At 70.1% G+C, this 25907-nt stretch carries 19 protein-coding genes; 4 read left to right on the top strand and 15 right to left on the bottom strand.

All coding sequences use genetic code 11. The features are described 5' to 3' along the window. Positions 1-65: 65 nt before the first annotated feature. On the bottom strand, positions 66-725 hold the full coding sequence (locus ACQPZK_RS09675) for a M23 family metallopeptidase (protein ID WP_433537963.1): 660 nt from the start codon (positions 723-725) through the stop codon (positions 66-68). Between the two features lie 79 nt (positions 726-804). On the opposite strand from ACQPZK_RS09675, the gene ACQPZK_RS09670 reads away from it, so the two are divergent. Genes ACQPZK_RS09670 through ACQPZK_RS09660 form a run of 3 tightly spaced genes read left to right on the top strand, consistent with a single transcriptional unit; the run spans position 805 to position 4518 of the window. Next, entirely contained in the window at positions 805-3219 is a 2415-nt protein-coding gene (locus tag ACQPZK_RS09670; RefSeq protein WP_433537962.1) for a PEP/pyruvate-binding domain-containing protein, read from the top strand. A 26-nt stretch (positions 3220-3245) separates the two neighbouring features. After that, positions 3246-3938 carry a PH domain-containing protein gene (locus ACQPZK_RS09665; RefSeq protein ID WP_433537961.1) on the top strand — a complete coding sequence of 231 codons (693 nt, stop codon included), beginning with the start codon at positions 3246-3248 and terminating at the stop codon, positions 3936-3938. 13 nt (positions 3939-3951) lie between these two features. Further along, on the top strand, positions 3952-4518 hold the full coding sequence (locus tag ACQPZK_RS09660; protein ID WP_433537960.1) for a TetR/AcrR family transcriptional regulator: 567 nt from the start codon (positions 3952-3954) through the stop codon (positions 4516-4518). Between the two features lie 61 nt (positions 4519-4579). Here the strand turns inward: ACQPZK_RS09660 and ACQPZK_RS09655 are convergent, their stop codons facing one another. The 4 genes from ACQPZK_RS09655 to ACQPZK_RS09640 all read right to left on the bottom strand — a co-directional run bounded on the left by ACQPZK_RS09655 (position 4580) and on the right by ACQPZK_RS09640 (position 9807). Next, the gene (locus ACQPZK_RS09655) at positions 4580-5896 is read right to left on the bottom strand and encodes a hypothetical protein (RefSeq protein WP_433537959.1); all 1317 of its coding nucleotides are present in this window, start codon (positions 5894-5896) and stop codon (positions 4580-4582) included. A gap of 13 nt (positions 5897-5909) precedes the next feature. Next, positions 5910-7436: an alkaline phosphatase D family protein gene (locus ACQPZK_RS09650; protein WP_433537958.1), complete on the bottom strand. Its 1527-nt coding sequence runs from the start codon at positions 7434-7436 to the stop codon at positions 5910-5912. Between the two features lie 113 nt (positions 7437-7549). Beyond that, positions 7550-8527, bottom strand: coding sequence for a hypothetical protein (locus ACQPZK_RS09645; protein WP_433539160.1), 978 nt, complete (start codon positions 8525-8527; stop codon positions 7550-7552). Positions 8528-8532: 5 nt separating this feature from the next. After that, positions 8533-9807, bottom strand: a complete 1275-nt coding sequence (locus ACQPZK_RS09640; RefSeq protein WP_433537957.1) for an MFS transporter — start codon at positions 9805-9807, stop codon at positions 8533-8535. A gap of 223 nt (positions 9808-10030) precedes the next feature. Between ACQPZK_RS09640 and ACQPZK_RS09635 the strand changes: the two genes are divergently transcribed. Further along, the gene (locus ACQPZK_RS09635; protein ID WP_433537956.1) at positions 10031-11407 is read left to right on the top strand and encodes a CBM96 family carbohydrate-binding protein; all 1377 of its coding nucleotides are present in this window, start codon (positions 10031-10033) and stop codon (positions 11405-11407) included. A 65-nt stretch (positions 11408-11472) separates the two neighbouring features. On the opposite strand, the gene mmsB is transcribed toward ACQPZK_RS09635, so the two are convergent. From mmsB to ACQPZK_RS09585, 10 genes are all read right to left on the bottom strand, one after another. Further along, positions 11473-12723: a multiple monosaccharide ABC transporter permease gene (mmsB, locus tag ACQPZK_RS09630; protein ID WP_433537955.1), complete on the bottom strand. Its 1251-nt coding sequence runs from the start codon at positions 12721-12723 to the stop codon at positions 11473-11475. Next, on the bottom strand, positions 12720-14258 hold the full coding sequence (mmsA, locus tag ACQPZK_RS09625; protein ID WP_433537954.1) for a multiple monosaccharide ABC transporter ATP-binding protein: 1539 nt from the start codon (positions 14256-14258) through the stop codon (positions 12720-12722). The genes mmsB and mmsA overlap by 4 nt, the downstream gene beginning before the upstream one ends. A gap of 82 nt (positions 14259-14340) precedes the next feature. Next, positions 14341-15486: a multiple monosaccharide ABC transporter substrate-binding protein gene (gene chvE, locus ACQPZK_RS09620; RefSeq protein WP_433537953.1), complete on the bottom strand. Its 1146-nt coding sequence runs from the start codon at positions 15484-15486 to the stop codon at positions 14341-14343. A 209-nt stretch (positions 15487-15695) separates the two neighbouring features. Next, positions 15696-16691, bottom strand: coding sequence for a LacI family DNA-binding transcriptional regulator (locus tag ACQPZK_RS09615; protein ID WP_433537952.1), 996 nt, complete (start codon positions 16689-16691; stop codon positions 15696-15698). A 393-nt stretch (positions 16692-17084) separates the two neighbouring features. Then, entirely contained in the window at positions 17085-19220 is a 2136-nt protein-coding gene (locus ACQPZK_RS09610) for a family 43 glycosylhydrolase (protein ID WP_433537951.1), read from the bottom strand. A gap of 355 nt (positions 19221-19575) precedes the next feature. Continuing rightward, entirely contained in the window at positions 19576-21078 is a 1503-nt protein-coding gene (gene araA, locus ACQPZK_RS09605; RefSeq protein ID WP_433537950.1) for an L-arabinose isomerase, read from the bottom strand. Positions 21079-21104: 26 nt separating this feature from the next. Continuing rightward, positions 21105-22097, bottom strand: a complete 993-nt coding sequence (gene yjfF / locus ACQPZK_RS09600) for a galactofuranose ABC transporter, permease protein YjfF (RefSeq protein ID WP_433537949.1) — start codon at positions 22095-22097, stop codon at positions 21105-21107. Then, positions 22094-23164 (bottom strand): ABC transporter permease, encoded by a 1071-nt coding sequence (locus tag ACQPZK_RS09595; protein WP_433537948.1) that lies wholly within the window; start codon positions 23162-23164, stop codon positions 22094-22096. The genes yjfF and ACQPZK_RS09595 overlap by 4 nt, the downstream gene beginning before the upstream one ends. After that, positions 23161-24702: a sugar ABC transporter ATP-binding protein gene (locus ACQPZK_RS09590; protein ID WP_433537947.1), complete on the bottom strand. Its 1542-nt coding sequence runs from the start codon at positions 24700-24702 to the stop codon at positions 23161-23163. Before ACQPZK_RS09590 ends, ACQPZK_RS09595 begins: the two co-directional genes overlap by 4 nt. Before the next feature lie 188 nt (positions 24703-24890). Beyond that, positions 24891-25883 (bottom strand): ABC transporter substrate-binding protein, encoded by a 993-nt coding sequence (locus tag ACQPZK_RS09585; RefSeq protein ID WP_433537946.1) that lies wholly within the window; start codon positions 25881-25883, stop codon positions 24891-24893. Positions 25884-25907 lie beyond the last annotated feature (24 nt).

The raw sequence follows: 25907 nt of genomic DNA, 5'->3' as shown, positions 1-25907 counted from the left end.
CCTCCCCTGCGTCTGCGCGGTCGTCCTCTTCAGTGCCCCGAGCCGGGGCGGGCAAACCGCCGTCCTCAGGAGACGGCCGGGCAGTTGTTGCTCACCCGGCGGAGGATCTGTTCGCGCTCGTCGGTCGTGATGCCCGACGGCGTGCCGTCGAAGTGGGTCTCCACCTTGTCCCATCCCCGGCGCTGCTCGTAGTGCAGGTGCGGGGCGCCCGAGTTGCCGGTGCTGCCGAGTCGACCGATCTGCTCACCCTGGGCGACCTCCTGGCCGACCGTGACCAGCGGCGGTTCGAGCAGGTGCAGGTACTGCGTCTCCCACTTGCCGCCGTGGTCGATCTTGACCCAGTAGCCACCGCCGCGCCCGCGCGGACCTTCCGGGTTCTCCGGGGTACGCCCACCCAGCGAGCCGTTGATGCCGGCCACCGTGACCGTGCCGCCGTAGGAGGCGAGGACGGGACGCCCCCACGCCTCGCCCTCGATGGGGAAGAAGTCGACGTCGTAGTCGTCATGGCCGGGGTAGGTGCTGAGCTGCCAGGTCTCCCCGCAGGCGACGGGCATCTGGAAGAGCGGGCGCGGACCGGCCGGTCGCAGCATCGGCACCACCACCACGGCGACGCCGACGACGGCCGCCGCCGCGACGAGCGCGAGCAGGATGACGAGGGTTCGCCGGCGGGGCCGGCGATGGGTGCGGACTCTGGTGGGGCGGCCGGTCGTCACCGGTCCGAGCATGGCAGACGCCGGCAATCCCCACCACTTTTACGTTGCAGGTGCATCGTGAAGGGGTTACGGTGGACGCAATGCAGTCGTATTGCAACTGGGGGTCGGCGTGTACGTGCTCGCGTTGTCCGAGGTGACCGCCGAGATGAATGACCTGGTCGGCGGGAAGGCAGCCGGGTTGGGCGCGCTGATCCGGCACGGCGAACGCGTACCGGAGGGCTTCTGCGTCACCACGGAGGCCCACCGACGCGGCGTCGTGCCGGAGCTGGAGATCATCGCGGCGTACGAGCGGCTCGGGGCCGGACCGGTGGCCGTACGCTCCAGCGCCACCGCCGAGGATCTGCCGGACGCCAGCTTCGCCGGGCAGCAGGACACCGTCCTCGGCGTCTCCGGCAGCGCCGAACTGATCGCCGCCGTCGAGAAGTGCTGGAACTCCCTGCACAGTGACCGCGCGACCGTCTACCGCGACGCGCACGGGATCGACCAGCACGAGGTGGCGATGGCCGTCGTCGTGCAACGCATGGTCACGCCCGTGGTGGCGGGGGTGCTCTACACCGCCAACCCGTTGACCGGTCGGCGGGACGAGATGGTGGTCGACGCCGCGCCCGGACTCGGCACCGCCGTCGTGGACGGCGCGACCGTCGTCGACCACTACGTCCTCGACGACATCGCTCGGGACGACACCGGATGCCTGACCTTCGCGCAACGGGAGCGGCTGCGGGCCGCCGGCGAGCGGCTGGCCGGGCACTTCGGCTGCCCCCAGGACGTCGAGTGGGCGATCGACGCGGACGACGTGCTGTGGTTGCTGCAGTCGCGCCCGATCACCAGCCTGTTCCCCCTGCCACCGGCCACCGGCGAACCCCTCCCCCGCGTCTTTCTGGAGTTCGGGCACGTCCAGGGCATGCTGCGACCGGTCACCCCGATGGGCATGGCGACCCTGCGGGCGCAGATCACCGCGATGCTCGCGGCGCTCGGCGTCCGGGTGGAGATCGTCGACATCGGCGGACGCCTCTACGGTGACCTGACCGACCTGGCCCGGAGCAGGTCGTCCCGGAGACGGCTGGTCAAGCTCATGGCCGTCGACTTCGGCCCCCGCGCGCAGGCGGTGATGCAGCACGTCCTGGCCGATCCGCGGTTCGCCCCGACCAGCGGCGGGCGCGGCGCGGCGCAGCAGGCGGCGTCCCTGCGGACCGCCGGCCGGGCGGTGGTGGGGATCGTGCGCGCCCTGGCCCGTCCGGAGGCCGCACGCATCCGGATGTTCGCGGCGATCGAACAGCTCCGAGCCCGCTCGGTGGCCCCCGACGACCTGCGGACCACGGCCGAGCGGCTGCGCTACGTCGAGACGCGCGACGACACGGACCACAGCGACGCCATCATGTGGCCGATCGTCGCCGGCATGCTCGCCGCGGCACTGCCGGCCGCGCTGCTCAAGGGCATCGCCGGTCCCGACGAGATCCACGCCGTGCTCGGCGGGATGCCGCACAACGTCACCATCGAGATGGACCTGGCGCTGTGGCGGCTCGCCCAGGGCGTGGGTGAGCACCGACGGCTGCTTCTCGACACGTCACCGGACGAGCTGGCCGCCCGTCACCTGCGCGGCGCGCTGCCCGACATCGGCCTGGCCGGCTTCCTCGACGCGTACGGGCACCGGGGTGTGGCCGAGGTCGACCTCGGGGTGCCGCGCTGGGCCGAGGACCCCACACCGGTCTTCGCCGCGCTCGCCAACTACGTCCGGGTCACCGACCCGGAGCAGGGCCCCGACCAGCGCTTCCACCGTGCCGCCGCAGCGGCGGAGACGGCGTTGAGGGACCTCGTCGCGCGGGCCCGGCGACGGCGGCCGGTGCGCGGCCGGATCGCCGGGTTCCTGCTCGGCCGCGCCCGCTCGTTGGCGGGCCTGCGCGAGGCCGGCAAGTTCGCCGGGCTGTACCCGCTGCGGGAGACCCGCCGACAGTTGCTCCTGATCGGCGCCGACCTGACCGACGCCGGACTGCTGGACCAGCGCGACGACATCATGTTCCTGACCCTCGACGAGGTGCGTGTCGCCGTACACCAGGGTGTCGACCAGCGCGACGTCGTCGCGTCCCGGCGGGCCGTGCACCGCCGCGAGCTGCGGCGCCGGTCGGTACCGGTGGCGCTGCTGTCCGACGGCACCGACGTCGAGACCGTCCTGCCCCGGGTTCACGACGGTGACGGGACGCTCGTCGGCGTGGGGGCGTCCGCGGGTCGCGTCACCGGCCCGGCCCGGGTCGTGCACGACCCGGCCACCGCCCACGTCGAACCGGGCGACGTCCTGGTCACCGCGACCACGGACCCCGGTTGGACCCCGCTGTTCCTCACCGCCGCCGCCCTGGTCACCGAGACGGGCGCGATCATGGCGCACGGCCCCACGGTGGCCCGGGAGTACGGCATACCTGCCGTCATCTGCGTGCCGGACGCCACCCGGACGATCACCACAGGTCAGCTCGTCACCGTCGACGGTGGCGCGGGCGTCGTGACCGTCCACTGATTACCACCTGAGACCCGAGGACGACGATGACCGAGACAAGGATGCCGACCAGGGCGGCCGTGGGGCCGCTGCTGCGCCGGGCGGTCGTGACCGAGGCCGCGATGTGGCGCAGCCTCTACCGGTGGGCGCGTCGCCGCCCCCTGCCGCTCGTGCCGGGTGACGACCCGTTCGGCTACCTCGGCGTGGTCAAGCCGATCCTCGGGATCTTCATCGCCCTGTCGGCCGTCGAGATCCCGATCTTCGACCTGATCGTCACCCACGTGGTCCCCTGGCGGCCGGCCCGCTGGATCGTGCTCGGCCTCGGCATCTGGGGTCTGCTCTGGATGGTCGGCCTCTGGGCGAGCATGACCATCCACCCACACGTCGTCACCGACACCGGGCTGCGGGTACGCAACAGCTCCGGCATCGACATCTGGATCCCGTGGGCCGACGTCACCGCGCTGCGCAAGCGGTACCGTTCCCTGCCGTCGAGCAGGACCGTCCAGGTCGAGCAGGAGGGCGCCCGCCAGATCCTGCACATCTCGGTCGGCAGCCAGACGAGCATCGACGTCGTGCTCCGTCGACCGATCACGTTCGACCTGCCCAAGGGCCGGTCCGCGCCGATGGACGAGCTGCGACTGTACGCCGACGACCCCGACGGCCTGCTGCGCAGCGCCCGGGGCACACCCGCGCCGGAGGCTGACCGTCACGCGACGGCGGCTCCCGGCCACCCCCTGTGAAACGATCGAGACCATGCCCAAGAAGGTCGATCACCAGCAGCGACGCACCCTCATCGCGGACGCGTTGATGCGGGTCGCCGCGGATCAGGGCCTGGAAGCCGTCAGCCTCCGTCACGTCGCCACCGAGGCGGGCGTGTCCGCCGGGATGGTCCAGCACTACTTCCGCACCAAGGACGAGATGATGGCGTTCGCGTTGAGCGTGGTCCGCGAACGCAGCCAGATCCGGGTCACCGAGGCGGTGGCGCGACTCGGCGAGGCCCCGGCCCCCCGGCTGCTGCTGCGTACGATCATCGCCGCGCTCCTGCCGCTCGACGCGCACACCCGGGACGACGGTCGGGTGGCGCTCGCGTTCCTCGCCTACACGGCGGTGCGCCCGACGGCCGCGACCGGCCTGCGCGAGGGCACCGCGCAGCTCACCGCCTTCATCGCCAGCATTCTGCCGGCCGGCCGTGGCGACACCGCCGCGCGGGGCCTGCTGGCGCTCATGGAGGGGTTGGGCGTCCACCTGCTCGGTGGGCAGTACACCCCCGAGCAGGCCCTCGCCGCCCTGGACGCCCACCTCGACCTGCTCTTCGGCTGACCGGCACGACCGACGGGCCGCGACTCCGACGTCGAGTCACGGCCCGTGGTCGCCGATCCGCTCAGCCCATCCGGGCGGCGGCGCGCGCCTTGCGTTGCCGCAGGTCCTCGGCGGTCATCAGCCAGGTGGAGTTCGTCGCCCCGAGACCGAGGAGCACCTGGTCGAAGCCGTTGCCGTCGTTGTCGTCGGTGTAGCAGAGGCTCACCTCGCCCCACGGGGACGCGGCGACGGCCAGGTGCTCCTGACGACCCGTCGTGGTCTGGCTCAACGCCTGCGCCGCCAGCCGGCCGGCGGTGCTGCCGTCCGGGTTGAGGCCGCGCGCCCAGACGTCCGGGTTCGCGCCGGACACCGTCCAGCCCACCACGACGTTGTCCTCGTCGTCGATGCCGACGCCCGGGGCGACGGCCCCGGTCCCGGTGGACACCTGGACCTCCTGGTGGCGGGCGGCACCGGCCGCGGTGAACGAGCGCACCCAGACGCCCGTCGTGCCGGTGTGGTCCGACTCCCAGCCCACGGCGAAGTCACCGGAGTAGGTCGCCGCGACCGACGCCCGCCGCTGCTGTCCGCCGCTCTGCGCGTTGGCCGTACGCCGGGACAGCACCACCGCGCCGTTCGACCGGGCCAGCCGGGTCAGACCGATGTTGTACGACCCGTTCGCGTCGGCGTCCTCATCCCAGACCACCAGCGCCTCGCCGCTGGCGGACACCGCCACGTCGGGGCGGTGGTGGCTGCCGGTCGTCTGCGAGGCCGTCACCTCGTACCCCTTGGTGGTGGGGCCGGTGAAGCCGGCGGCCTTGACGGTGGCCGGCGCGGTCCCCTGCACGTCCTCCCAGACGACCGTGAAGCCGACGGCCGCGCTGGTGGGCGCGCCGTCCGGGTCGACGGCCACCTTCGGCCAGATCTGCTGGCCGGCGTCGCTGGCGTTGGCCTGCCCAGAGCCGAGGATCGCGCCGGACGGGGACACCACCCGGTACTGGATGTTGTAGACGCCGTTGCCGTCACCGTCGGCGGCCCAGACGACCACGGCGTTGCCCCGGTCGTCGAGCCCCACGTCGGGGCTGATGTGCCGCCAGGCGGCGCCGCTGGTGCCACCGGTCGAGAGCTTCAGCTCGTAGCCGGGCGTGCCGTCCCGGAACAGGCGTACGTAGATCTCGCTGTGGGTGTCGTCCTCGGGAGCGGTGCTGTCCCGGTCGTCCTCCCAGGCCACCGCGACCTGGCCGTTGCGGTTCATGGCGATGGCGGGCAGGTCCTGGTCGCCGGTGGCCACGCTGTTGGCGGTGGTCCAGGTGATCGCGTCGGCGGTCATGGCGGTCGGAGCGGGCGTCAGCGCGGTCGGCACCAACAGGGACGCGGCGAGCAGTGTCGTGAGTGCGGTCATCGGTCTGCTCCTTCTACCCGGCCTGCAGGCCGGGCTGGCCGTCGAGGATGACGAACGAGCGCACCGTCGACGCCGCCGCGCCGTGCTCGGTCACCGTGTTCACCGCGCGGAAGTCCGCGCGGACCTGGCTGCGGCTGATCGTCGTACGGACGTAGCCGCGCCGGTCGGAGTAGAACTTCAGGTGCGGGTTGGCCGCCGCGTTCGGGACGGTGGTGCTGCCGGTCCCGTTGCCGGTCGAGGTGATCGAGGTGCAGACCAGTTCGGTGCCGATCGTCGCCGACGACGGGTTGGCGTAGTCGGCCTTCAGCTCGTTGGCCCACGACTTGTGCACGTCGCCGGTGAGGACGAGCGGGTTGCGCACGCCGCGCTGCTGCCAGCCGGTCTGGATGCGGCTGCGCGACGCCCGGTAGCCGTCCCAGGCGTCCATGTTCGCCGCACCGGTCTCGTCGAGCTGGCGGGCGAAGAACACCTGCTGGCCGAGGATGTCCCAGGTGCCGTAGTGCTGGGCCAGCCCGTCGAGCAGCCACGCCTCCTGGGTCGCCCCGGTCAACGACCGGGAGGCCAGGTCGGCGTCCGCGCAGACCTTCCAGCCGTCACCGCACGCCTGGTCGTCACGGAACTGCCGGGTGTCGAGCATGTGGAAGGTGGCGAGCTGGCCCCACCGTACGCGGCGGTAGAGCGGGATGCTGTTGCCGCTCGGCGCGGAGGCCGGCCGCAGTGGCATGTTCTCGTAGTAGGCGCGGTACGCGGCGGTACGCCGTGCCGTCCACTGGGCGGCGGTCAGCGTGGGGCTGCTGTCGGCCCGGACCATGTTGGCGTAGTTGTTCTCCACCTCGTGGTCGTCCGGGACCACCAGCCAGGGCGCCGCCGCGTGCGCCGCCTGGAGGTCCGGATCGGACTTGTAGAGGGCGTACCGGCGGCGGTAGTCCGCCAGCGACACGATCTCCGCGCCCACGTGCTGACGTACCGCCGAGGTATTGACGCCACCCTCGTAGATGTAGTCGCCGAGGTGCAGGATCAGCCCCGGGTTCTCCTCCGCCATCCGCCGGTACGCCGTGTAGTAACCGGCTTCGTAGTGGGCGCAGGAGGCGAACGCCATGACCAGGTCACGGCCGAACGTGCCCGCGGCCGGTGCGGTCCGCGTACGCCCGACCGGGGAGATCTGCCCCTGCGCCCGGAAGCGGTAGTAGTAGTCGGAGTCCGCCGCCAGGCCACCCGCGACGACGTGCACCGAGTGGGCGTCGGCGTACCGGGCGACCACCGAGCCGGACGCGACCAGCGAGGAGAAGCGGTCCGTGGTGGACACCTGCCACTCGACGGTCACGTCGGCGTCGGCCATGCCACCCTGCCCGTCGGCGTTGAGCGGTGACGGTGCCAGCCGGGTCCACAGGACCACGCTGTCGGCGGCCGGATCACCCGACGCCACACCGAGTTTGAAGGGGTACGGCGTCGCGGCGCGGGCACTCTGCCAGGGGGTTACCGCGGCGCCGGCGGCGGCAAGTCCACCGAGGACGAATATGCGACGACTCAGGCTTTTCATGGTCCATACCTTCGAGGCCGTCGATGAACGGCGAAGGCTGCGGCGCGGAAGCCGACATGACGGGACGTTGACCGCGTCAAGGCCGTCAGGTGTCGCGCCCCACGGCCGGGCCGTCAGGTCAGCGGCGACGGCGACTCGGCGCCGGGGATCAGCAGTTTCGGCGTACCGGAGCCGTCGGCGGGGACGCCGAAGACGTCCGGGCGGCCGTCGCTCTGGCGCAGCGTGTAGGCCAGCGTCGCGCCGTCGAGCCAGGCCGCCTGGTCGTCCACGCTGGCGGTCTCCGCCGTCGCGGTGATCCGCCCCGAGCCCAGGTCGAGAACGGACAGCCGCCAGCCCTTCGTGGGGTCGGCGTCGATGGCCTGTTTGAAGGCGATCCGGGTGCCGTCGGGCGACAGCGACGGGCACTCGACGTTCTCCCGCAGCGTCTCCACGCTCCGGGCGGCCACGTCGCCGCGTACCAGGTAGCGCTTGCCGCCTGTCGACATGGTCGCGTAGAACCGGTTGTCATCGGCGGTGAAGGTGACACCCCAGTAGTTGACGTCCGGACTGCGGTAGGCGCGGCCGTCCCGCGTGACGGCGAACCCCTCCAGCGACGTGACGGTCGCCCCGGTGACCGTGTCGAGGATGCCGGTGCGGGTGGAGAACCCACTCGCCGTGTAGGAGTCGCCCCCGACGAACGTCGTCCAGGAGACCATCCGGCCCGACGCCGAGACCCGGGCCCGGTTGGGTAGGCCCGGCACGTTCAGCGTCCGCTTCTGGCGCAGCGCCGCGTCGAGCACCACCACCTGGTACGACCACGCGGTCGCAGGCCGCAGGCAGACACCCGTGCCGGCCGCCGCGTACACCCGCAGGCATTCCAGACCCGAGACGGTACGCGGCCCGGCGGGGTCGGCGGTGGCGACGCTGGAGACGTACCGGTCGGTGACGGCCAGCAGGCGCGGGCCCGGCGTCAGCGTGACCGCCTGGTCCCCGGCGGCGGCCGGCGGCGGGGTCCGGGGCGGCTCGGCGGCGATGGCCGCGTAGCCCACGGCTCCGCTGGCCAGCAGCACCGCCGAGGCAGCCACCACACCGAGCTTGGCCCGGGTCGACATCGCGGTCACGAGGACACCTTCCGAGGAATCAGACGGGACGGGGAAGCCAGCAGGAGCACGGTGACCACCAGGACACCGGCGACGGCCACGGCCGCCGCCCGGACCGCCGTCTGCGGCCCCCACGCCTGCCAGGCGAGACCGAACAGGATCGAGGAGACGAGGTACGCGAGCGCCTGCCCGGTCTGGACCAACGCGATCCCGGTGGTCCGCAGCCGCGGTGGCAGCACCGGTCCGGCGAGCGCGATGAGCACGCCGTCGGTGGCCGCGTAGAACGCGCCGTAGAGCGCCAGCGTGAGCACGAGCGCCGGCCAGCCGTGCAACGGTCCGGACAGCAGCAGGTAGGTCGCGCCGAGGGCGACGTACCCGCCCATCACCACCGGCAGCCTGCCGATCCGGTCGGCGAGGACACCGAGCGGGGCGGCGAGCAGCAGGTACGCGAGGCTGGTGCCCACCGCCAGCAGGGGGAACCAGCGCAGACCCAGGTCCTCGCGGCGTTGCAGCACCAGGTAGACGAAGCCGTCCCCGATGGTGGCCAGGCCGAGCATCGTCGCGGCCAGCAGCAGCCGACGGGCCGGCCGGCTGCGCAGCAGGCCCCACGCCTCGCCGACGGTGACCCGGGGCTCGTCCGGCGCGTCGGCCGGTTCGCCGCTCGGGCGCTCCCGGACGAACAGCACGAGCACGACGACCGCCAGGGCGGCCACGCAGAAGCTGGTGACGAAGACCGCGTCGTACGACTGCCCGACGGCCAGCAGGACGGCGAACGCGGCGAGCGGCCCGAGGAACGCGCCGACGCTGTCCATGGCCCGGTGCACCCCAAACGCCCGGCCCAGCGCCTCGGGCGGGGTGGAGAGCGTGATCAGCGCGTCCCGGGGCGCGCTGCGGACGCCCTTGCCGAGCCGGTCGACGGCGATGACCGCACCGATGGCGGGGACCGACCGGCCGGCGAGCAACAGGCCGAGCTTGGCGACCGCCGACAGCGCGTAGCCGACGCCGGCGACGAGTTTGCGCCGCCGGAACCGGTCGGCGACGAAGCCGCCGACGACCCGCAGCAGCGCGGTCGCGCCGGTGTGGACGCCGTCGAGCACACCGAAGGCCACCGGGCTGAGTTGCAGACCCAGCACCAGGTAGAGCGGCAGGACGGCGGCCACCATCTCGGCCGAGACGTCGGTGATCAGGCTGACCGTGCCGAGCGCGACCACGTTGCCGCTGACCAGGGCGAGCCGGCGGCGGCGCGGCCCGGGTGGGTCGGTGACCGGGTGGGAGACGGTCGACAGGTACACGCGCATCTCCTGGACATCGGTGGGCGACGGTCAGCCATCGTGACGATCCGGTGCGAAGGGCCACAAGAGAGCACGGGCTGCGGGCAGGCGTGCGGTGGGTGAACATCGCGCAAACATCGAGATGTTTCGCTGTCTGAGCGTACTGTTCATCTGACGGCAGCGCGCCGGTTCATCGGCCTTCCTACGTTCCTTGCGCTCTCCACCCGCAACGAAGGGGTCCTGGATGGACATTCGAATCGCCCGCCCGCCGATGACGGTCGGGACGGTGGCGGTACTCGTCGCCGCCACCGCCGCCGTCGTCCTGACCGGCTCGGGCACGGCCTCTGCGGCGAGCGTGACGTTCACGCCGGTCGCCGACACCTACGTCCAGAACGACACGGCATCCACCAACTACGGCACGTCCACGCAGGTCGTGGTCGACAACTCGCCCACCCGGCGCATGTTCCTGCGCTTCACGGTGAGCGGGGTCAGCGGCACGGTCACGAGTGCCAAGCTGCGGCTGCGCACGATCAGCGGCAACAACGGCAGCGACGCCGGTGGCACGTTCCGGAGGATGTCCAGCACCACCTGGTCGGAGACCGGCACCACCTGGAACAACCAGCCGGCCATCGACGGGGCCACCCTCGGATCGCTCGGCGCGGTCTCCGGCAACACCTGGTACGAGGTCGACGTCACCTCCGCGGTAACCGGCAACGGCACGTACAGCTTCGGCGCCACCTCGACCAGCGGCGACGGCGCGTACTACGACACCCGCGAGAGCGGAGGCGACGCCCCGCAACTGGTCGTCACCACCGGAACCACGACGCCACCGTCCGGTGACCCGGTCCTCGTCGGGGCCGGCGACATCGCCACCTCCGGCTCCGGCGACACGGCCACCGCGGCCCTGCTCGACAACATCTCCGGCACCGTCTTCACGACCGGCGACAACGTGTACGACAGCGGCACCGCGTCGCAGTTCGCCAGCTATTACGAGCCCACCTGGGGCCGGCACAAGAGCCGCACCCGCCCGTCGCCGGGCAACCACGACTACAACACGTCGGGCGCCACCGGCTACTACAACTACTTCGGTACGACCGCCGGCCCGAGCGGCCGAGGCTACTACTCGTACGACCTCGGCAACTGGCACGTCGTGTCGCTGAACTCGAACATCAGCATGTCGGCCGGCTCCACCCAGGAGCAGTGGCTGCGCGCCGACCTGGCGGCCAGCACCAAGCCGTGCACGATCGCGTACTGGCACCACCCGCTCTTCACGTCAAGCTCCGACCACTCGCCGTCCACGTCGACGCGCCCGCTGTACCAGGCGCTCTACGACTACAACGCCGACGTCGTGGTGTGGGGTCACAACCACGTGTACGAGCGGTTCGGCCCGATGAACCCGTCCGGGAGCTACGACGCCAGTCGGGGCATGCGCAGCTTCGTCGCCGGCATGGGCGGCGCGGACCACTACGGCTTCGGCACCATCCAGCCCAACAGCGAGGCGCGCAACAGCTCCGCGTGGGGGGTTCTGAAGTTCACGCTGCACTCCGGCAGCTACGACTGGCAGTTCGTGCCGGTCGCCGGCCAGACCTACTCCGACAGCGGCACCGGCAACTGCCACTGACCCGCTGACGACGTGTGCCCCTGCCCGTTGATCGGGCAGGGGCACACGTACGTGCGGTCAGGGCGTCAGCGGGTGCCGGCCGCCCGGCGCTTGTTGTAGACGTCGAACGCGACGGCGACGAGCAGGACGAGCCCCTTCACCACCGACTGCGTCGACTGGTCGACGCCCATGAGCTGCATGCCGTTGCTCATCACCGCCATGATCAGACCACCGACCATCGCGCCGACCACGGTGCCCACGCCGCCGGTGACCGCCGCGCCGCCGATGAAGGCCGCCGCGATCGCGTCCAGCTCGAACATGTTGCCGGCCGCGGGCTGCGCGCCGTTCGAGCGCGACGAGTAGATGACGCCCGCCACGGCCGCGAGGAAGCCCATGTTGACGAACATCCAGAAGTTGACGGTACGGACCTTCACGCCCGACAGCGCCGCCGCCGAGAGGTTGCCGCCGATCGCGTAGACCTGGCGACCGAAGACCGTCCGCCGGGTGAGCAGGCCGTAGACCAGCACCAGCACCGCCAGGATGATCAGTACGATCGGCAGGCCCCGGGCGTGCGCCAACTGCCAGGCGAAGTACATGATGACCGCGCCCACCACGACGACCCGCGCCACGAACAGCGGGAACGACTCGACCGGCTGCTGGTAGCGGATGCGCGCGAGGCGGGTGCGGAAGCCGCTCACCGCGTACCCGGCCACGGCGATCGCGCCGATCAGCAGCGTGAAGGCGTCGAACCCGTTACCGCCGAGCAGGCCGTTGAGGAAGCCCGCCGCGACCTTCTGGTACTCGGCCGGGAACGGCGACAACGAGATGTTGTCGAGCACCCGCAGGGTGAGACCCCGGAACAGCAGCATGCCGGCGAGGGTCACGATGAACGCCGGGATGCCGGCGTACGCCACCCAGAAGCCGTGCCACGCGCCGACCGCGATGCCGACGGCCAGCGCCGCGAGAACACCCAGCCACCACGGGTGGCCCTGCTGGATCACGAGGACGGCGGACACCGCGCCGGTCAGCGCGACCACCGACCCCACCGACAGGTCGATGTGCCCGCCGATGATCAGGATGACCATGCCGATCGCGAGGACCAGGATGTACGAGTACTGCAGGACGATGTTGGTGATGTTGCCGGGGCTCAGCGACACCCCGTCGGTCAGGACCGCGAAGAGCGCCACGATGACGACCAGGGCGACGTAGATCCCGCTCTGCCGGAGGTTGTTCAGCACCAGGGCCCGCAGGTCGCTCGTCCCCGTGTGCAGAGCGGCGGCCGGCGCGGTGTCCGACGGTGTCGGGCGCTCCGTCGAAGGGGTTTTGATGCTGGTCATCCGACGAGCTCCTTGTCCTTTGTCATCAGCTCCATGAGGCTCTCCTGGGTCGCCTCGCTCACCGGCTTCTCACCGGTGATCCGGCCCGCGGCGAGGGTGTAGATGCGGTCACACATTCCGAGCAGCTCCGGCAGCTCGCTGGAGATGACGATCACCGCCTTGCCGGCGGCCACCAGCCGGTTGATGATCGTGTAGATCTCGAACTTCGCACCGACGTCGATCCCGCGCGTCGGCTCGTCCAGGATCAGCACGTCCGGGTCGGTGAAGAGCCACTTCGACAGCACGACCTTCTGCTGGTTGCCGCCGGAGAGCTTGCCGACGACGGCCATCACGCTCGTCGTCTTGATGTTCATGTCCCGCCGGCTCGACTCGGCGACCTTGATCTCCTCGTTGCCGTTCACCCAGCCGTACCGGGCCAGCCGGTCCAGGGCGGCGGCGGAGACGTTGCGCCGGACGTCGTCGATGAGGTTGAGGCCGTACCGCTTGCGGTCCTCGGTGACGTACGCGATGCCGTTGTCGATGGCCTCCGCGACGTTGCGGGCGTTGACCTCCCGACCGTGCATGAAGAGCTTGCCCTTGATGTCGCGGCCGTACGAGCGACCGAAGACGCTCATCGCCAACTCCGTCCGGCCGGCGCCCATCAGCCCCGCGATGCCGACCACCTCACCGGCGCGCACCGACAGGTTGACGTCCTCGACGACCATCCGCTCCTGGGTCGGGTGCCGCACCGACCAGTCCTCGATCCGCAGCACCTCCTCGCCGGGCGACGACTCGCGGTCGGGGTAGAAGCTCTCGATGTCGCGGCCGACCATGCCCCGGATGATGCGCTGCTGGTTGACGTCGTCGGCGCGCATGTCCAGGGTCTCCACCGTACGACCGTCGCGGATGACGGTGGTGGAGTCGGCGATCGCGGTGATCTCGTTGAGCTTGTGCGAGATCATGATGCAGGTGATGCCCCGCTCCTTGAGCTGTCGGAGCAGGCCGAGCAGGTGCGCCGAGTCGACGTCGTTGAGAGCGGCCGTCGGCTCGTCCAGGATGAGCAGGCGCACCTTCTTCGACAGCGCCTTGGCGATCTCCACGAGTTGCTGCTTGCCGACGCCGAGCTGGATGACCGGGGTCACGGGGTTCTCGTGCAGCCCGACGGACGCCAGCAGCTCCGCCGCCTCGGCGTTGGCCCGGTTCCAGTCGATCAGGCCGGTACGACCCCGCCGCTCGTTGCCCAGGAACAGGTTCTCGGCGATCGACAGGTAGGGCACCAGGGCGAGTTCCTGGTGGATGATGACGATGCCATTGGCCTCGCTGTCCCGGATGCCCCGGAACTGCATCGGCTTGCCGTCGAAGAGGATCTCGCCGTCGTACGAGCCGGATGGGTGGACACCGGAGAGCACCTTCATGAGGGTGGACTTGCCGGCGCCGTTCTCGCCGCAGATGGCGTGGATCTCTCCCCGGCGTACGGCGAGGTTCACGTCCTCCAGCGCGGTCACTCCGGGGAAGGTCTTCGTGATACGACGCATCTCGAGGATGGTGTCGTCCATGGTCACTGTCCTCTGTCAGTCTGGACGTTGCCCGATCACGGCGTCGGGCTCGGCGGTCACCCGCCGAGCCCGACGAGGTGACCTACTTCTTGGCCTGACCGGCGGCGACCTCTTCCGCCGTCCAGTAGCCGGAGTCGATCAGCGTCGCCTTGATGTCGTCCTTGTAGACGGTCGCGATCGGCAGCAGGTACGACGGCACGACCTTGACGCCGTTGTTGTACGTCTCGGTGTCGTTGGCCTGCGGCGTCTTGTCCTGCAGGAACGCCTCGGCGGCGTTGGCGGCCTGGTCGGCCAGCAGGCGGGTGTCCTTGAAGACGGTCGAGTTCTGCACGCCATCGTTGATCAGCTTGATCGAGGCGATCTCGGCGTCCTGGCCGGTCACGACGGGCAGCTTCTTCTTGCCGGTCGCGCTGTAGCCCGCGTTCTGCAGGGCGGTGATGATGCCCCGGGAGATGCCGTCGTACGGCGAGAGAACCCCGTCGACGACCGAGCCGTCGTTGTAGCTGGAGGTGAGCAGGTCCTCCATGCGCTTCTGCGCGGTCTCCTGCTGCCAACGCAGGGTGGCCACCTGCTCCTTGGTGGTCTGCTTCGACTTCACCTTCAGCGTGCCGGCGTCGATGAACGGCTTCAGGGTGTCCATCGCGCCGCCGAAGAAGTACTGCGTGTTGTTGTCGTCCAGCGAGCCGGCGAACAGCTCGATGTTGAACGGACCCTTGGCCGTGCCCTTCGAGCCGTCCTTGTTCTGCAGGCCGAGCCCGACCAGGAGCGCGGTGGCCTGCGCCACGCCGACCTTGTAGTTGTCGAAGCTGACGTAGAAGTCGACGTTCTTGCTGCCGCGGATGAGCCGGTCGTACGAGATGACCGGGATCTTCGCGTCGGCGGCGGCCTGCAGCTGACCGCTGAGCGCCGTACCGTCGATGGCCGCGATGATCAGGACGTCCGCGCCCTGGGTGATCATCTGGTCGACCTGCTGCGACTGGGTCGGGATGTCGTCGCCCGCGTACTGCAGGTCGACCTTGTAACCCTTGGACTCCAGCTTCGACTTCACCGCGTTGCCGTCGGCGATCCACCGCTCCGAGGTCTGCGTCGGCATCGCGACGCCGATCGTCAGGTCCCCCGGCTTCTTGTCGCTGGTGTTGTCGCCGCTGCCGGCGCCTCCACCACTGCACGCCGCCAGGCTCAACGCCAACGCCGCGCTACCGAGAGCAACCAGGAATTTCCTGCTCACGGGCCGTCTCCTCTCCCGATTCCCCCCGCCGACCGCCGGGGCCACCTGTCATCTTTCGGGTAGTGTTAGCGCTCACATAGGGCACGTCAACACTTGATCCGAAATACCGGTGTCACGGTCTCGTAACGGAGACTTCCCCACCCGCACCACCTCGCGCAACCCCTCCCGACAGTTGATCGGCTGGCGCAGGTCGCGACGCATCGACGCGCTCAACGCCGCGGCGGGGCGACGCTGTCGCGGGCGACCAGCCTCGGCGCGATGGTCTGGCGCAGGGCGCCGCCGCCGTTGCCGTTGCCCGACTCGATCTGGGTCAGCAACATCTGCAGGCTCGCCCGCGCCACCGCGTCGAAGTCCGGTCGTACGGTGGTCAGCGGCGGGATGAAGTACGCCGCCTCCGGCACGTCGTCGAAACCCACGACGCTGATCTCGGCCGGCACCTTGCGCCCGAACTCGTGCAGCGCCCGCAGCACGCCCAGGGCGAGGTGGTCGTTCGCCGTGAAGATCGCGGTCACCTCGGGCATCCGGGCGAGCATCTGCCCGCACCGGTAGCCCGACGCCGCCGACCAGTCCCCGTGCATCAGGGGCGGCGGCTCGATGCCCGCGGCCAGCAACGCCTCCCGCCAGCCCTCGATCCGACCGGCGCTGTCAAACCAGTCGGACGGCCCGGACACGTGCCACACCGTGCGGTGCCCCGCGTCGAGGAGATGCTGTGTCACCGCTCGGGCGCCCGCCACCTGGTCGACCGTCACCAACGGCACCGGACGGTGCGGGTCACCGTCGACTGTCACCAGTGGAACGTCCTTGGGGAGCCGCTCCAACGCCTCACCGGCCGACTCGACCGGCGCGATGACCACGATGCCGGCGACCCGGTGCGCCAGGTGCCGCTCGACCGCGGCCGAGATGGATCGGTGGTCCAGGTCGCGCACGCTGCCGACGCTGACGGCGAAGCCCTCCGCCGCGGCGGTCTGCTCCAGGGCGGCCAGCAGCGACGCGGGACCGTAGAGGGTCGTGTTCTGGGCCACCACGCCGATGACCTGGGACCGGCCGGTCACCAGGGCGCGCGCGGCGCCGTTCGGGCGGTAGCCGAGTTCGGCGATCGCCGCCCGTACCCGCAACCGGGTCTGCTCGCGCACGTTGGGGTGCCCGTTGAGCACTCGCGACACCGTCTGGTGGGAGACACCGGCCAGACGAGCGACATCTGTCATCGCGGGACCGTGGACGGCCATTTCACTCCCCCCGCCTTCAACCCGACCCGCGGCCCGTCGACGTTGACTGGAGCGGCCCGGCCCGATCCCCCTCGCTCAGCCACCACGCCGGTGCTGAATCGCAGGTGACCAGCGCTGGATCGCCGACAGTCTACGCCAGCGATCCCACCGAACACGGCACCGCTGAGCACGAACGACACGGCACGCGCCTGGTCGTACCGGCAGCCCGTCTCGCCGCCCGCCCGCGACCCCGCGCCGGAGGCGGCCCACAACGGGCCGCCGCCCCGCTCCAAGCTCCTGGACAGAGCGTGGAACAGGGCGGCGGCGGGGTCGATCCGTTGGTGCGGTCGGTGCGGTCGCGACGTGTTCAGATGACTCGCTGTGTGACCGGCGTCACGGTGTGGTCAGGTCGAAACGGCGGACGGTGACCGCGCCGCCGAGCGCCTGGGTCGCGTGGTTGAAGATGGCGAACCGGTAGCCCATGAAGAACTGCCAGTTGTTCGCCAACGTCAGCGCGTTGCCGAACGACGTGAAGTTGACGCCGTCGGTGCTGTACGAGAACTGCGCCTGCCGGCCCGAGCCCGGTCTGATGTCGGCGTTGGCGCGCAACCAGATCCGTCCGCCGGAGATGGCGGTGCTCGCCACCTCGCTGCCGGTGCTGGTGGTGTTCCAGTTGCCGTCCATCGTCAGACCGTTCTGCATGACCAGGCGGGTGGATCCGTTGTCCCGTCGGAGCCCGATCCAGGCGGACGAGTTGCGCAGCACCGCCAGACCGGCACGGTCACCGTCGCGCATCGTGGAGTAGTCCAGCTCGATGGTGGCGGTGGAGGTGGGGCCCTGGATCCGGTGTGTCAACGTGTTGCGCGCCTTGTACAGGTCGTTCGTAACGGTGGCGGTCTGCAGGTTCAGCCCGTTGTTGACCGAGTACCTGCTGGTGTCCGGGTTGTGGTTCCACTCCCACTGCGGGCCGAGCGTGGTGCCGGCGAACGTGTCGGTGCCCGTCAGCGGCTTGACCGCCCGCGGCGGCGCGGGCAGGTTCGGCTTCGGGTACGTGCTGCCCCACCTGCCGTTGACCGTCTGCAGCACCGGCCAACCGTCGCTGGTCCAGGTGATCGGCGCGAGGGCCGGCATCCGACCACCGGGGTACGCATCGACGAACGACATGTAGTACCAGTCGCCGTTCTGCGTCTGCACGAGGCCGCCCTGGTGCGGCACGCCGCCACCGGAGATCGGACCGGGCAGGTCGAGCAGCACCTGCCGCTGCTCGTACGGGCCGAACGGGCCGTTGGTCGACTTCAGCACGTACTGGCCGTTGGCCGGGCGGGTGAGCCAGATGTAGTAGGCGCCGTTGCGCTTGTAGAACCGCGCGCCTTCGAGCGTCCCGATGCTCGACGGCGTCTGGTACACCTGCTGGGCGCGGACCTGGGACTTCCCGTCGGCGGAGAGCTGGGCGACGCTGATGGTGCCGTTGCCGTACGCGATGTACGGGGTGTCGTTGTCGTCGAACAGCAGGCCGGCGTCGTAGTAGCAGTTGGGGATGGTGGTGTGCTTGCTCCAGGTGCCGTCGACGGCGGACGCGGTGTAGATGTGCGTCTGCGCGAAGTCGATGCACCCGGCCCAGTAGTACGTCCGGTTGCTCGGCCGGTAGTTGAGCGTCGACGCCCAGATCCCGTCGACGTACGCGTTGCCACCGCTCATGTCGTACTTCGAGCCGAAGTCGAGCCGGGGCACGGCGTGACCGGCGAACTCCCAGTTCACCAGGTCGTACGAGCGCAGGACCGGCGCTCCCGGCGAGTAGTGCATGGTGGACGACGTCAGGTAGTAGACGTTGTCCACCCGGATGATGTCGACGTCGGCGAAGTCCTGCCAGATGGCCGGGTTCGAGAACGTTCCGTTCGACGGTGGCGGCGTGGTGGGGGGCGGCGTGGTCGGCGGCGGCGTGGTGGGGTTGCCCCCGCCGTCGACGCGGACCAGCTGCCACTGCTGGTTGGTGCCGTTCCAGTCGTCGTACTGCACGATGTTGCCACCGTCGGCGGTCGAGGCGCTCTGCACCTCCATGACCTTGTTGCTGTTGCGGTTGATCAGCCGGACGTAACCGCCGTCCGAGTCGGCCAGGCGGAACTGCTGGTTGGTCCCGTTGTTGTCCGACCACTGCACGATCGCCGCACCGTTCGCGGTCGACCGGTTGTACACGTCCAGCACCTTGCCCGACAACCGCGACTTGAGCCGGTAGTAGCCGCTGCCGGAGTCCACGAACTGCCACTGCTGCTGGTTACCGTTGTTACGCGTCCACTGGGTGATCCGCGCGCCGTCGTTCGTGGCCAGGTTGTAGACATCCAACGCCTTGCCACTGTTGCGGTTCACCAGGACGTACCACGCGCTGGTGTCGACCGTGGCCGCCGACGCGGGCGCCGCGGCAACCGCCGCGGCCGCGCCACCGACCACCAGTGCCGTCGCGGCGACGGCCAATCTCGACAGCCAGTTGCGCCGGCGTGGCGCACCCCGGGGAACCCGACCGATGGAAAGCATGATCCTCCTCTGCTGACGCGAACCGTGCGGTCTGGGCCGGCGTCCGCGGCACCGGGCGGGGCACCGAGCTGACCACGCCCGGCCATGTGATCGCTAACAGCACGCCCCGGACGTCACGGCAGCACGATGCCGACAACGGAGGGTTAGGACGCGCGCACGGCCGGACCAGGCAACGACATCGACCACCTTGGTTATAGACTGTGAGCGATAACATGCTCTTAGTCAAGGCGTAACACAACCGGCTCGCGGGCCTGCTAGCGCGCGTGACAGAGCCCCGCCGCGGACACGAACGGGTGGTCCACCCCGGCCCGCAGGCAGGGGTGAACCACCCGTTTCACGAAGGGCGTGGGGCAGGTCAGAAGCCGCGCGCCAACCGGTAGTAGGCCTGGTTCCAGCGGATCTCGTCGGCGAAGCGGCGTGTCGTCGTCTCGGCGTCGATCACGACCAGCTCGGTCCGGCTCATCTCGGCCAGGTCGTGCAGCTCCTCGGCCCCCACCGCCTGCGACAGCACCGTGTGGTGCGGTGCGCCGGCGGTGATCCAGGACTCGGCGGAGACCGGCAGGTCCGGACGCGGTCGCCAGACAGCGCGCGCCACCGGCAGCCGGCGCAGCGGCTGGGGCGGCGGCACGACGTCGATCTCGTTCGCCACGAGCCGGAACCGCTCCCCCATGTCGGCCAACCCCAGCACCACGGCCGGCCCGGGCGCGGCGTCGAACACGAGCCGCACCGGATCCTCGCGACCGCCGATGCTCAGCGGGTGGATCTCGACGTTGGGCACGTCGGACGCGATGGTCGGGCAGACCTCGAGCATGTGCGCGCCCAGCACCAGCTCCTGGCCGGGCGTGAGGTCGTAGGTGTAGTCCTCCATGAACGACGTGCCGCCCTGGACGCCCACGGACATCGCCTTGATGGTGTGCACCAGGACCGACGTCTTCCAGTCGCCCTCGCCGCCGAAGCCGTAACCGTCGGCCATCAGCCGCTGCACGGCGATGCCGGGGAGCTGACGCAGGCCGCCGAGATCCTCGAAGTTCGTGGTGAACGCCCGGAACCCACCGGCCTTCAGGAAGGCCCGCATACCCAGCTCCAGGCGGGCGGCGTACCGCAGCGAGTCGTGCCGCTCACCACCGGGAAGCAGCTCGGCGCCCACGCGGTAGGTGTCGCCGTACTCCTTGACCAGCTCGTCCACGTCGGCGTCGGCGACCTCGCCGACCACGTCGACCAGGTCGTTGACGCCGTAGGTGTTGACCGACACCCCGAAGCGCAGCTCCGCCTCGACCTTGTCGCCCTCGGTCACCGCGACGTCGCGCATGTTGTCACCGAAGCGGGCCAGACGCAGCGACCGCATCGCCGACCAGCCGGTCGCCGCACGGGCCCAGGCGCCGACCCGGGCGGTCACCCGCGGGTCGCTGACGTGCCCCGCGACCGTCTTGCGGGCCACCCCGAGGCGGGTCTGGATGTACCCGAACTCACGGTCGCCGTGCGCGGCCTGGTTCAGGTTCATGAAGTCCATGTCGATGTCGTCCCAGGGCAGCAGGACGTTCGACTGGGTGTGCAGGTGCAGCAGCGGCGTCTGCAGCGCGTCCAGTCCGGCGATCCACATCTTCGCCGGCGAGAACGTGTGCATCCACGCGATGACCCCGATCGCGCCCTGGGCGGCGGCCTCCCGGCAGACCCGCAGGATCTCGCCGCTGTTGGTCAGGACGGGCTTCCAGACCACCCGGGCGGGAATCTGCGGCGAGTCGTCGAGCGCGGCCGCGATCTGGCGGGACTGCTCGGCGACCTGCCGGAGCGTCTCCTCGCCGTACATGCCTTGGCTGCCGGTGAGGAACCAGATCTCGGGTTCGGGGTGTGGTGCCATGGGGTTGCCTTCCGCGAGAGGGGCGGTCACTTGTAACGGATTCCGATGAGTCGCTGCAGGAGGATGAACGCGAAGAGCAGGCCGCCAATCACGATCTTGGTCCACCAGGAGTTGAGGCTGCCGTCGAACGTGATCAGGGTCTGGATCACACCCAGGACCAGCACGCCGAGCACCGTGCCGAAAATGTAACCCGAGCCGCCGGTGAGCACCGTGCCACCGATGACGACGGCGGCGATGACGTCCAGCTCCATGCCGACGGCGATCAGCGGCGCGCCGGAGAGGGTGTAGAACGACAGCAGGATCCCGCCGATCGCGGAGCAGAGCCCGCTGATCGTGTACACGGCGATCCGGGTACGCCCCAGCGGCAGGCCCATCAGCAGCGCCGACTGGGGATTGCCGCCGATCGCGTACACGTTGCGCCCCAGGCGGGTGTACGCCAGCACGTACGCGGCGACGAGCACCACGGCGAAGGCGATCAGCACGCTGATCGAGACGAAGTTGCCCCGGGGATCGCCGATCCGCTCCTGCGACATCCTGGTCCAGAAGCCGTCCGTGATCGGGATGGACGAGTCCGAGATGAACGTGCACATGCCGCGGGCGAAGAACATCCCGGCGAGCGTGACGATGAACGGCTGGATCTCGAAGAAGTGGATGACGCAGCCCATCAACAGGCCGAGCGTCGGACCGATGAGCAGCGCGATGACGAGCACGAGCGCCGCCGGCAGGCCCTTCTCCAACAGCGACGCCGACACCATCGCCGTCATCGCGACGACGGACCCGACCGACAGGTCGATGCCCCCGGTGAGGATCACGAAGGTCATGCCCACCGCGACGACGAGCAGGAAGCCGTTGTCGATGAAGACGTTGAAGATGACCTGTACGTTCGAGAACGCCGTGTACTGGGACACGCCGATGCCGTACATGACCAGCAGCAGGGCGAGCGTGGCCAGCACCGGCACCTGCCGCCGGGGCAGCCGGAACCGGGTGCGGCGGGGGGCGGTGAGCGATCCGGTGGTCATGCCGGCACCTGCTCCTTCGGCTTGTCGGCGACGGGGCGCGGCGGTGGGGTGCTCTTCCGACGCCGGCTGAACCGGGCGCGGAAGGCCGGCGCCTGGATGAGGCACACGGCGATGACGACGACCGCCTTGAACAGCAGCGACGTCTGCGGCGAGATGTTCATCGCGTACACCGTGGTGGTGAGGGTCTGGATGATCAGTGCGCCGAGGATGGTGCCGCTGAGGTAGAACCGGCCGCCGGCGAGGGACGTACCGCCGATGACCACCGCGAGGATGGCGTCCAACTCCACCCAGAGGCCGACCGCGTTGCCGTCGGCGCTGGACACGTTGGCCGTCATCATGAAGCCGGCGATCGCGGCGCAGGCGGCGCTGAGCACGTACACGAGGAAGATGACCCGGTTGGAGCGGATGCCCGCCAGTCGGCTCGCCTCGGCGTTGCCACCCACCGACTCGACGATCATGCCGAGCGCGGTGCGACGGGTGAACGCGGCGACGAGCAGGGCGGCGGCGAGCGCGATGAAGATGGCCAGCGGCAGGGTCAGCAGGTGCCCCAACCCGATCGCCCGGAACGGCCCGGAGTTGATGGTGATGATCTGGCCCTGCGTGATGAGCTGGGCCAGGCCCCGACCGGCCACCATGAGGATCAGCGTGGCGATGATCGGTTGGATGCCGATCACCGCTACCAGCACCCCGTTCCAGGCGCCCAGCACCAGCGAGATCCCGAACGCCATCGCGAGCGCGGTCAGCACCACGGCGAGGCTGTTCTGGTCGGGCTGCTTGCTGATGTACATGCAGGCGACCGCGCCGCTGATCGCGCACAGGGAGCCGACCGACAGGTCGATGCCGCCGGTCGAGATGACGAGCGTCATGCCCAGCGCCACGAGGATCAGCGGGGCGCTCAGCCGCAGGATGTCGATCGGCGTGCCGTACAGGTGCCCGTCCTTGAGCTCGATGGACAGGAACCCGGGCCGGTAGATCGTGTTCGCGGCGAGCATGACCACCAGCACGGCGACGGGCCAGAACAGCCGGTGACCGATCATCGTCCGATAGCGGCCCTTGGTGTCGTTCATCGGTCCGCCTCCTCCCGCTGGGATCCGCTCGCGATCGTCTGCATGATGCGCTCCGCGTCGAGGTCCTCGTTGTTGGCGAGCTGCGCGACCATCTGCCGGTCCCGCATGACCGCCACCTTGTGGCTGAGGCGCAGCACCTCCTCCAGCTCGGCCGAGATGAACAGCACCGCCATCCCACCGTCGGACAGTTGCGCGACGAGGCGCTGGATCTCTGTCTTCGCGCCGATGTCGATACCGCGGGTCGGCTCGTCCAGGATCAGCAGCCGCGGCTCGGTGATCAGCCAGCGGGCGAGGAGCACCTTCTGCTGGTTGCCGCCGGAGAGGTTGCGCACCGGCACCTCCGGGTCCGCCGGACGGATGTTGAGCGCCTTGACGTACTTGTCGACCAGCTCGTCCTGGCGGCGGCGCGGGATGGGCCGCAACCAGCCCCGGGCGGCCTGCATGGCGAGGATCATGTTCTCGCGGACCGACAGGTCGGGGACGATGCCCTCGGCCCGACGGTTCTCCGAGCAGAACCCGACGCCCTGGTCGATGGCCTGCGCGGGGGTACGCAGACTGCTCGACGTGCCGTCGATCGCGACCTGGCCGCCGTCGGCCCGGTCGGCGCCGAAGAACAACCGCGCCACCTCGGTACGCCCCGAGCCCAGCAGGCCGGCGAGGCCCACCACCTCACCGGCGTGGATGGTCAGGCTGAACGGCTCGACCGCGCCCGCCCGGCCGAGCTTCGACACCGCCACCAGGGGCGTGCCCTCCTCGATCGCGGCCAGGTCGCGCCGGGAGTGCTCCTCGATCCCCTCGAGGACGTCGAGCTCCTTGCCGATCATCTTCTCGACGAGGCTGAGTTGGGGCAGCTCGGCGGTCAGGTACTCGCCGACGAGCCCGCCGTTGCGCAGCACCGTGATGCGGTCGGCGATCTCGTAGACCTGGTCGAGGAAGTGCGTCACGAACAGGATCGCGATGCCCTCGTCGCGGAGCTGCCGCATGATGCGGAACAACTGCGCGACCTCACCGGCGTCGAGGCTGGACGTCGGCTCGTCCAGGATCAGCACCCGCGCCTGGATGTCGATCGCGCGGGCGATCGCGACCATCTGCTGGATCGCGAGCGAGTACGAGCCCAGCGGCGCGCTGACGTCGAGGTCGAGGTCGAGCCGCTTCAGGAGTGCGCGGGCGCGGCGGCGGACCTCGCCCCAGCGGACGGCGCCGAAGATCCGCGGCTCACGCCCGATGAAGATGTTCTCCGCCACCGAGAGGTTGGTGCAGAGATTGACCTCCTGGTAGACGGTGCTCACCCCGGCGGCCGTCGCCTGCATCGGCCCGCTGAAGGACACCGGCTCACCGCCGAGGGTGATCGTGCCGTCGTCGGTGTCGTAGACGCCGGTCAGCACCTTGATGAGGGTCGACTTCCCGGCGCCGTTCTCGCCCATCAGGGCGTGCACCTCGCCGGGGAAGAGCCGGAAGTTGACGTCGTGGAGTGCACGCACCCCGGGGAAGGACTTGCTGATCCCGGTCATCGTCAGGACCGGACGGCTATCCGTCATCCCATCAGACCTCTTCTGGGGGTTGTCGACGCGGATGGGCCGTTGCGCTCCCACCGCGCCCGCCCGGCCCCTGGAGCTGGGCTCGGGCGGGCGTGGCGCGGGTCGTCGCGGGTCATGCCCGGTCCGTTCGGGTTTACGGGGCGACGCGGCGGGGCCGCCACGCGAGCGCGGCGACCCCTTACCGTCGATCAGTACTTGCGGTTGGGCAGAGCCTCCTTGGCCTGCTCCTGGGTGAAGGTGGTCTCCTCGGTCTCGATCCGGGCGGGCACCGTCTCACCCGCGTGGACCTTCTTGGCGAGGTCCATCAGCTGTGGGCCGAGCAGCGGGCTGCACTCCGCGATGAAGTTGAACTTCCCGTCGGCGAGAGCCTGCATACCGTCCTTGACGGCGTCGACCGTGATGATGGTGATGTCCTTGCCCGGGACCTTGCCGGCCGCGGTGATGGCCTCGAGAGCACCCAGACCCATGTCGTCGTTGTGCGCGAACAGCACGTCGATCTTCGGGTTGGCCTTGAGGAACTGCTCCATGACCTGCTTGCCACCCGCCCGGGTGAAGTCACCCGGCTGCGAGGCGATGATCTTCAGGTTCGGGTTGACGGCGATCGCCTCGCCGAAGCCCTTCTTGCGGTCGTTGGCCGGAGCGGCACCGGTGTTGCCCTGCAGCTCGACGATGTTGACCGGGCCCGTGGCGCCCTTCTTCTGCTCGACCAGCCACTCGCCCGCGAGCTTGCCCTCCTTGACGAAGTCCGAGCCGAGGAAGGTCTTGTACAGGCTCTTGTCGGCCGAGTCGACCGAGCGGTCGGTCAGGATGACCGGGATGCCGGCGTCCTTGGCCTCCTTGAGGACGGTGTCCCATCCGGACTCCACCACCGGCGAGAAGGCGATGACGTCCACCTTCTGCTGGATGTAGTTGCGGATGGCCTTGATCTGGTTCTCCTGCTTCTGCTGCGCGTCGTCGAACTTCAGCTCGATGCCCGCCGCGGCAGCCGACTCCTTGATCGAGGTGGTGTTCGCCGTACGCCACCCGCTCTCGGCGCCGACCTGGGAGAAGCCCATCGTGATCTTGCCGTCGTCCTTGGACCCGCCGCCGCCGGTGTCGCTGTTGCCGCAGGCCGCCACGCCGCCGATGAGCAGCACACTGGCGAGGACCGCGATAGCGCGCTGCGTTCGCATCTTTCTCATCAGATCTCCTTGGCTGGGTGTGGT

Source organism: Micromonospora sp. CA-249363, assembly GCF_050950185.1.
Taxonomy (GTDB): Bacteria; Actinomycetota; Actinomycetes; order Mycobacteriales; family Micromonosporaceae; genus Micromonospora.
The sequence above is the reverse complement of the archived record's forward strand: the minus strand, read 5'-3'. Positions and strand labels throughout refer to the sequence as shown.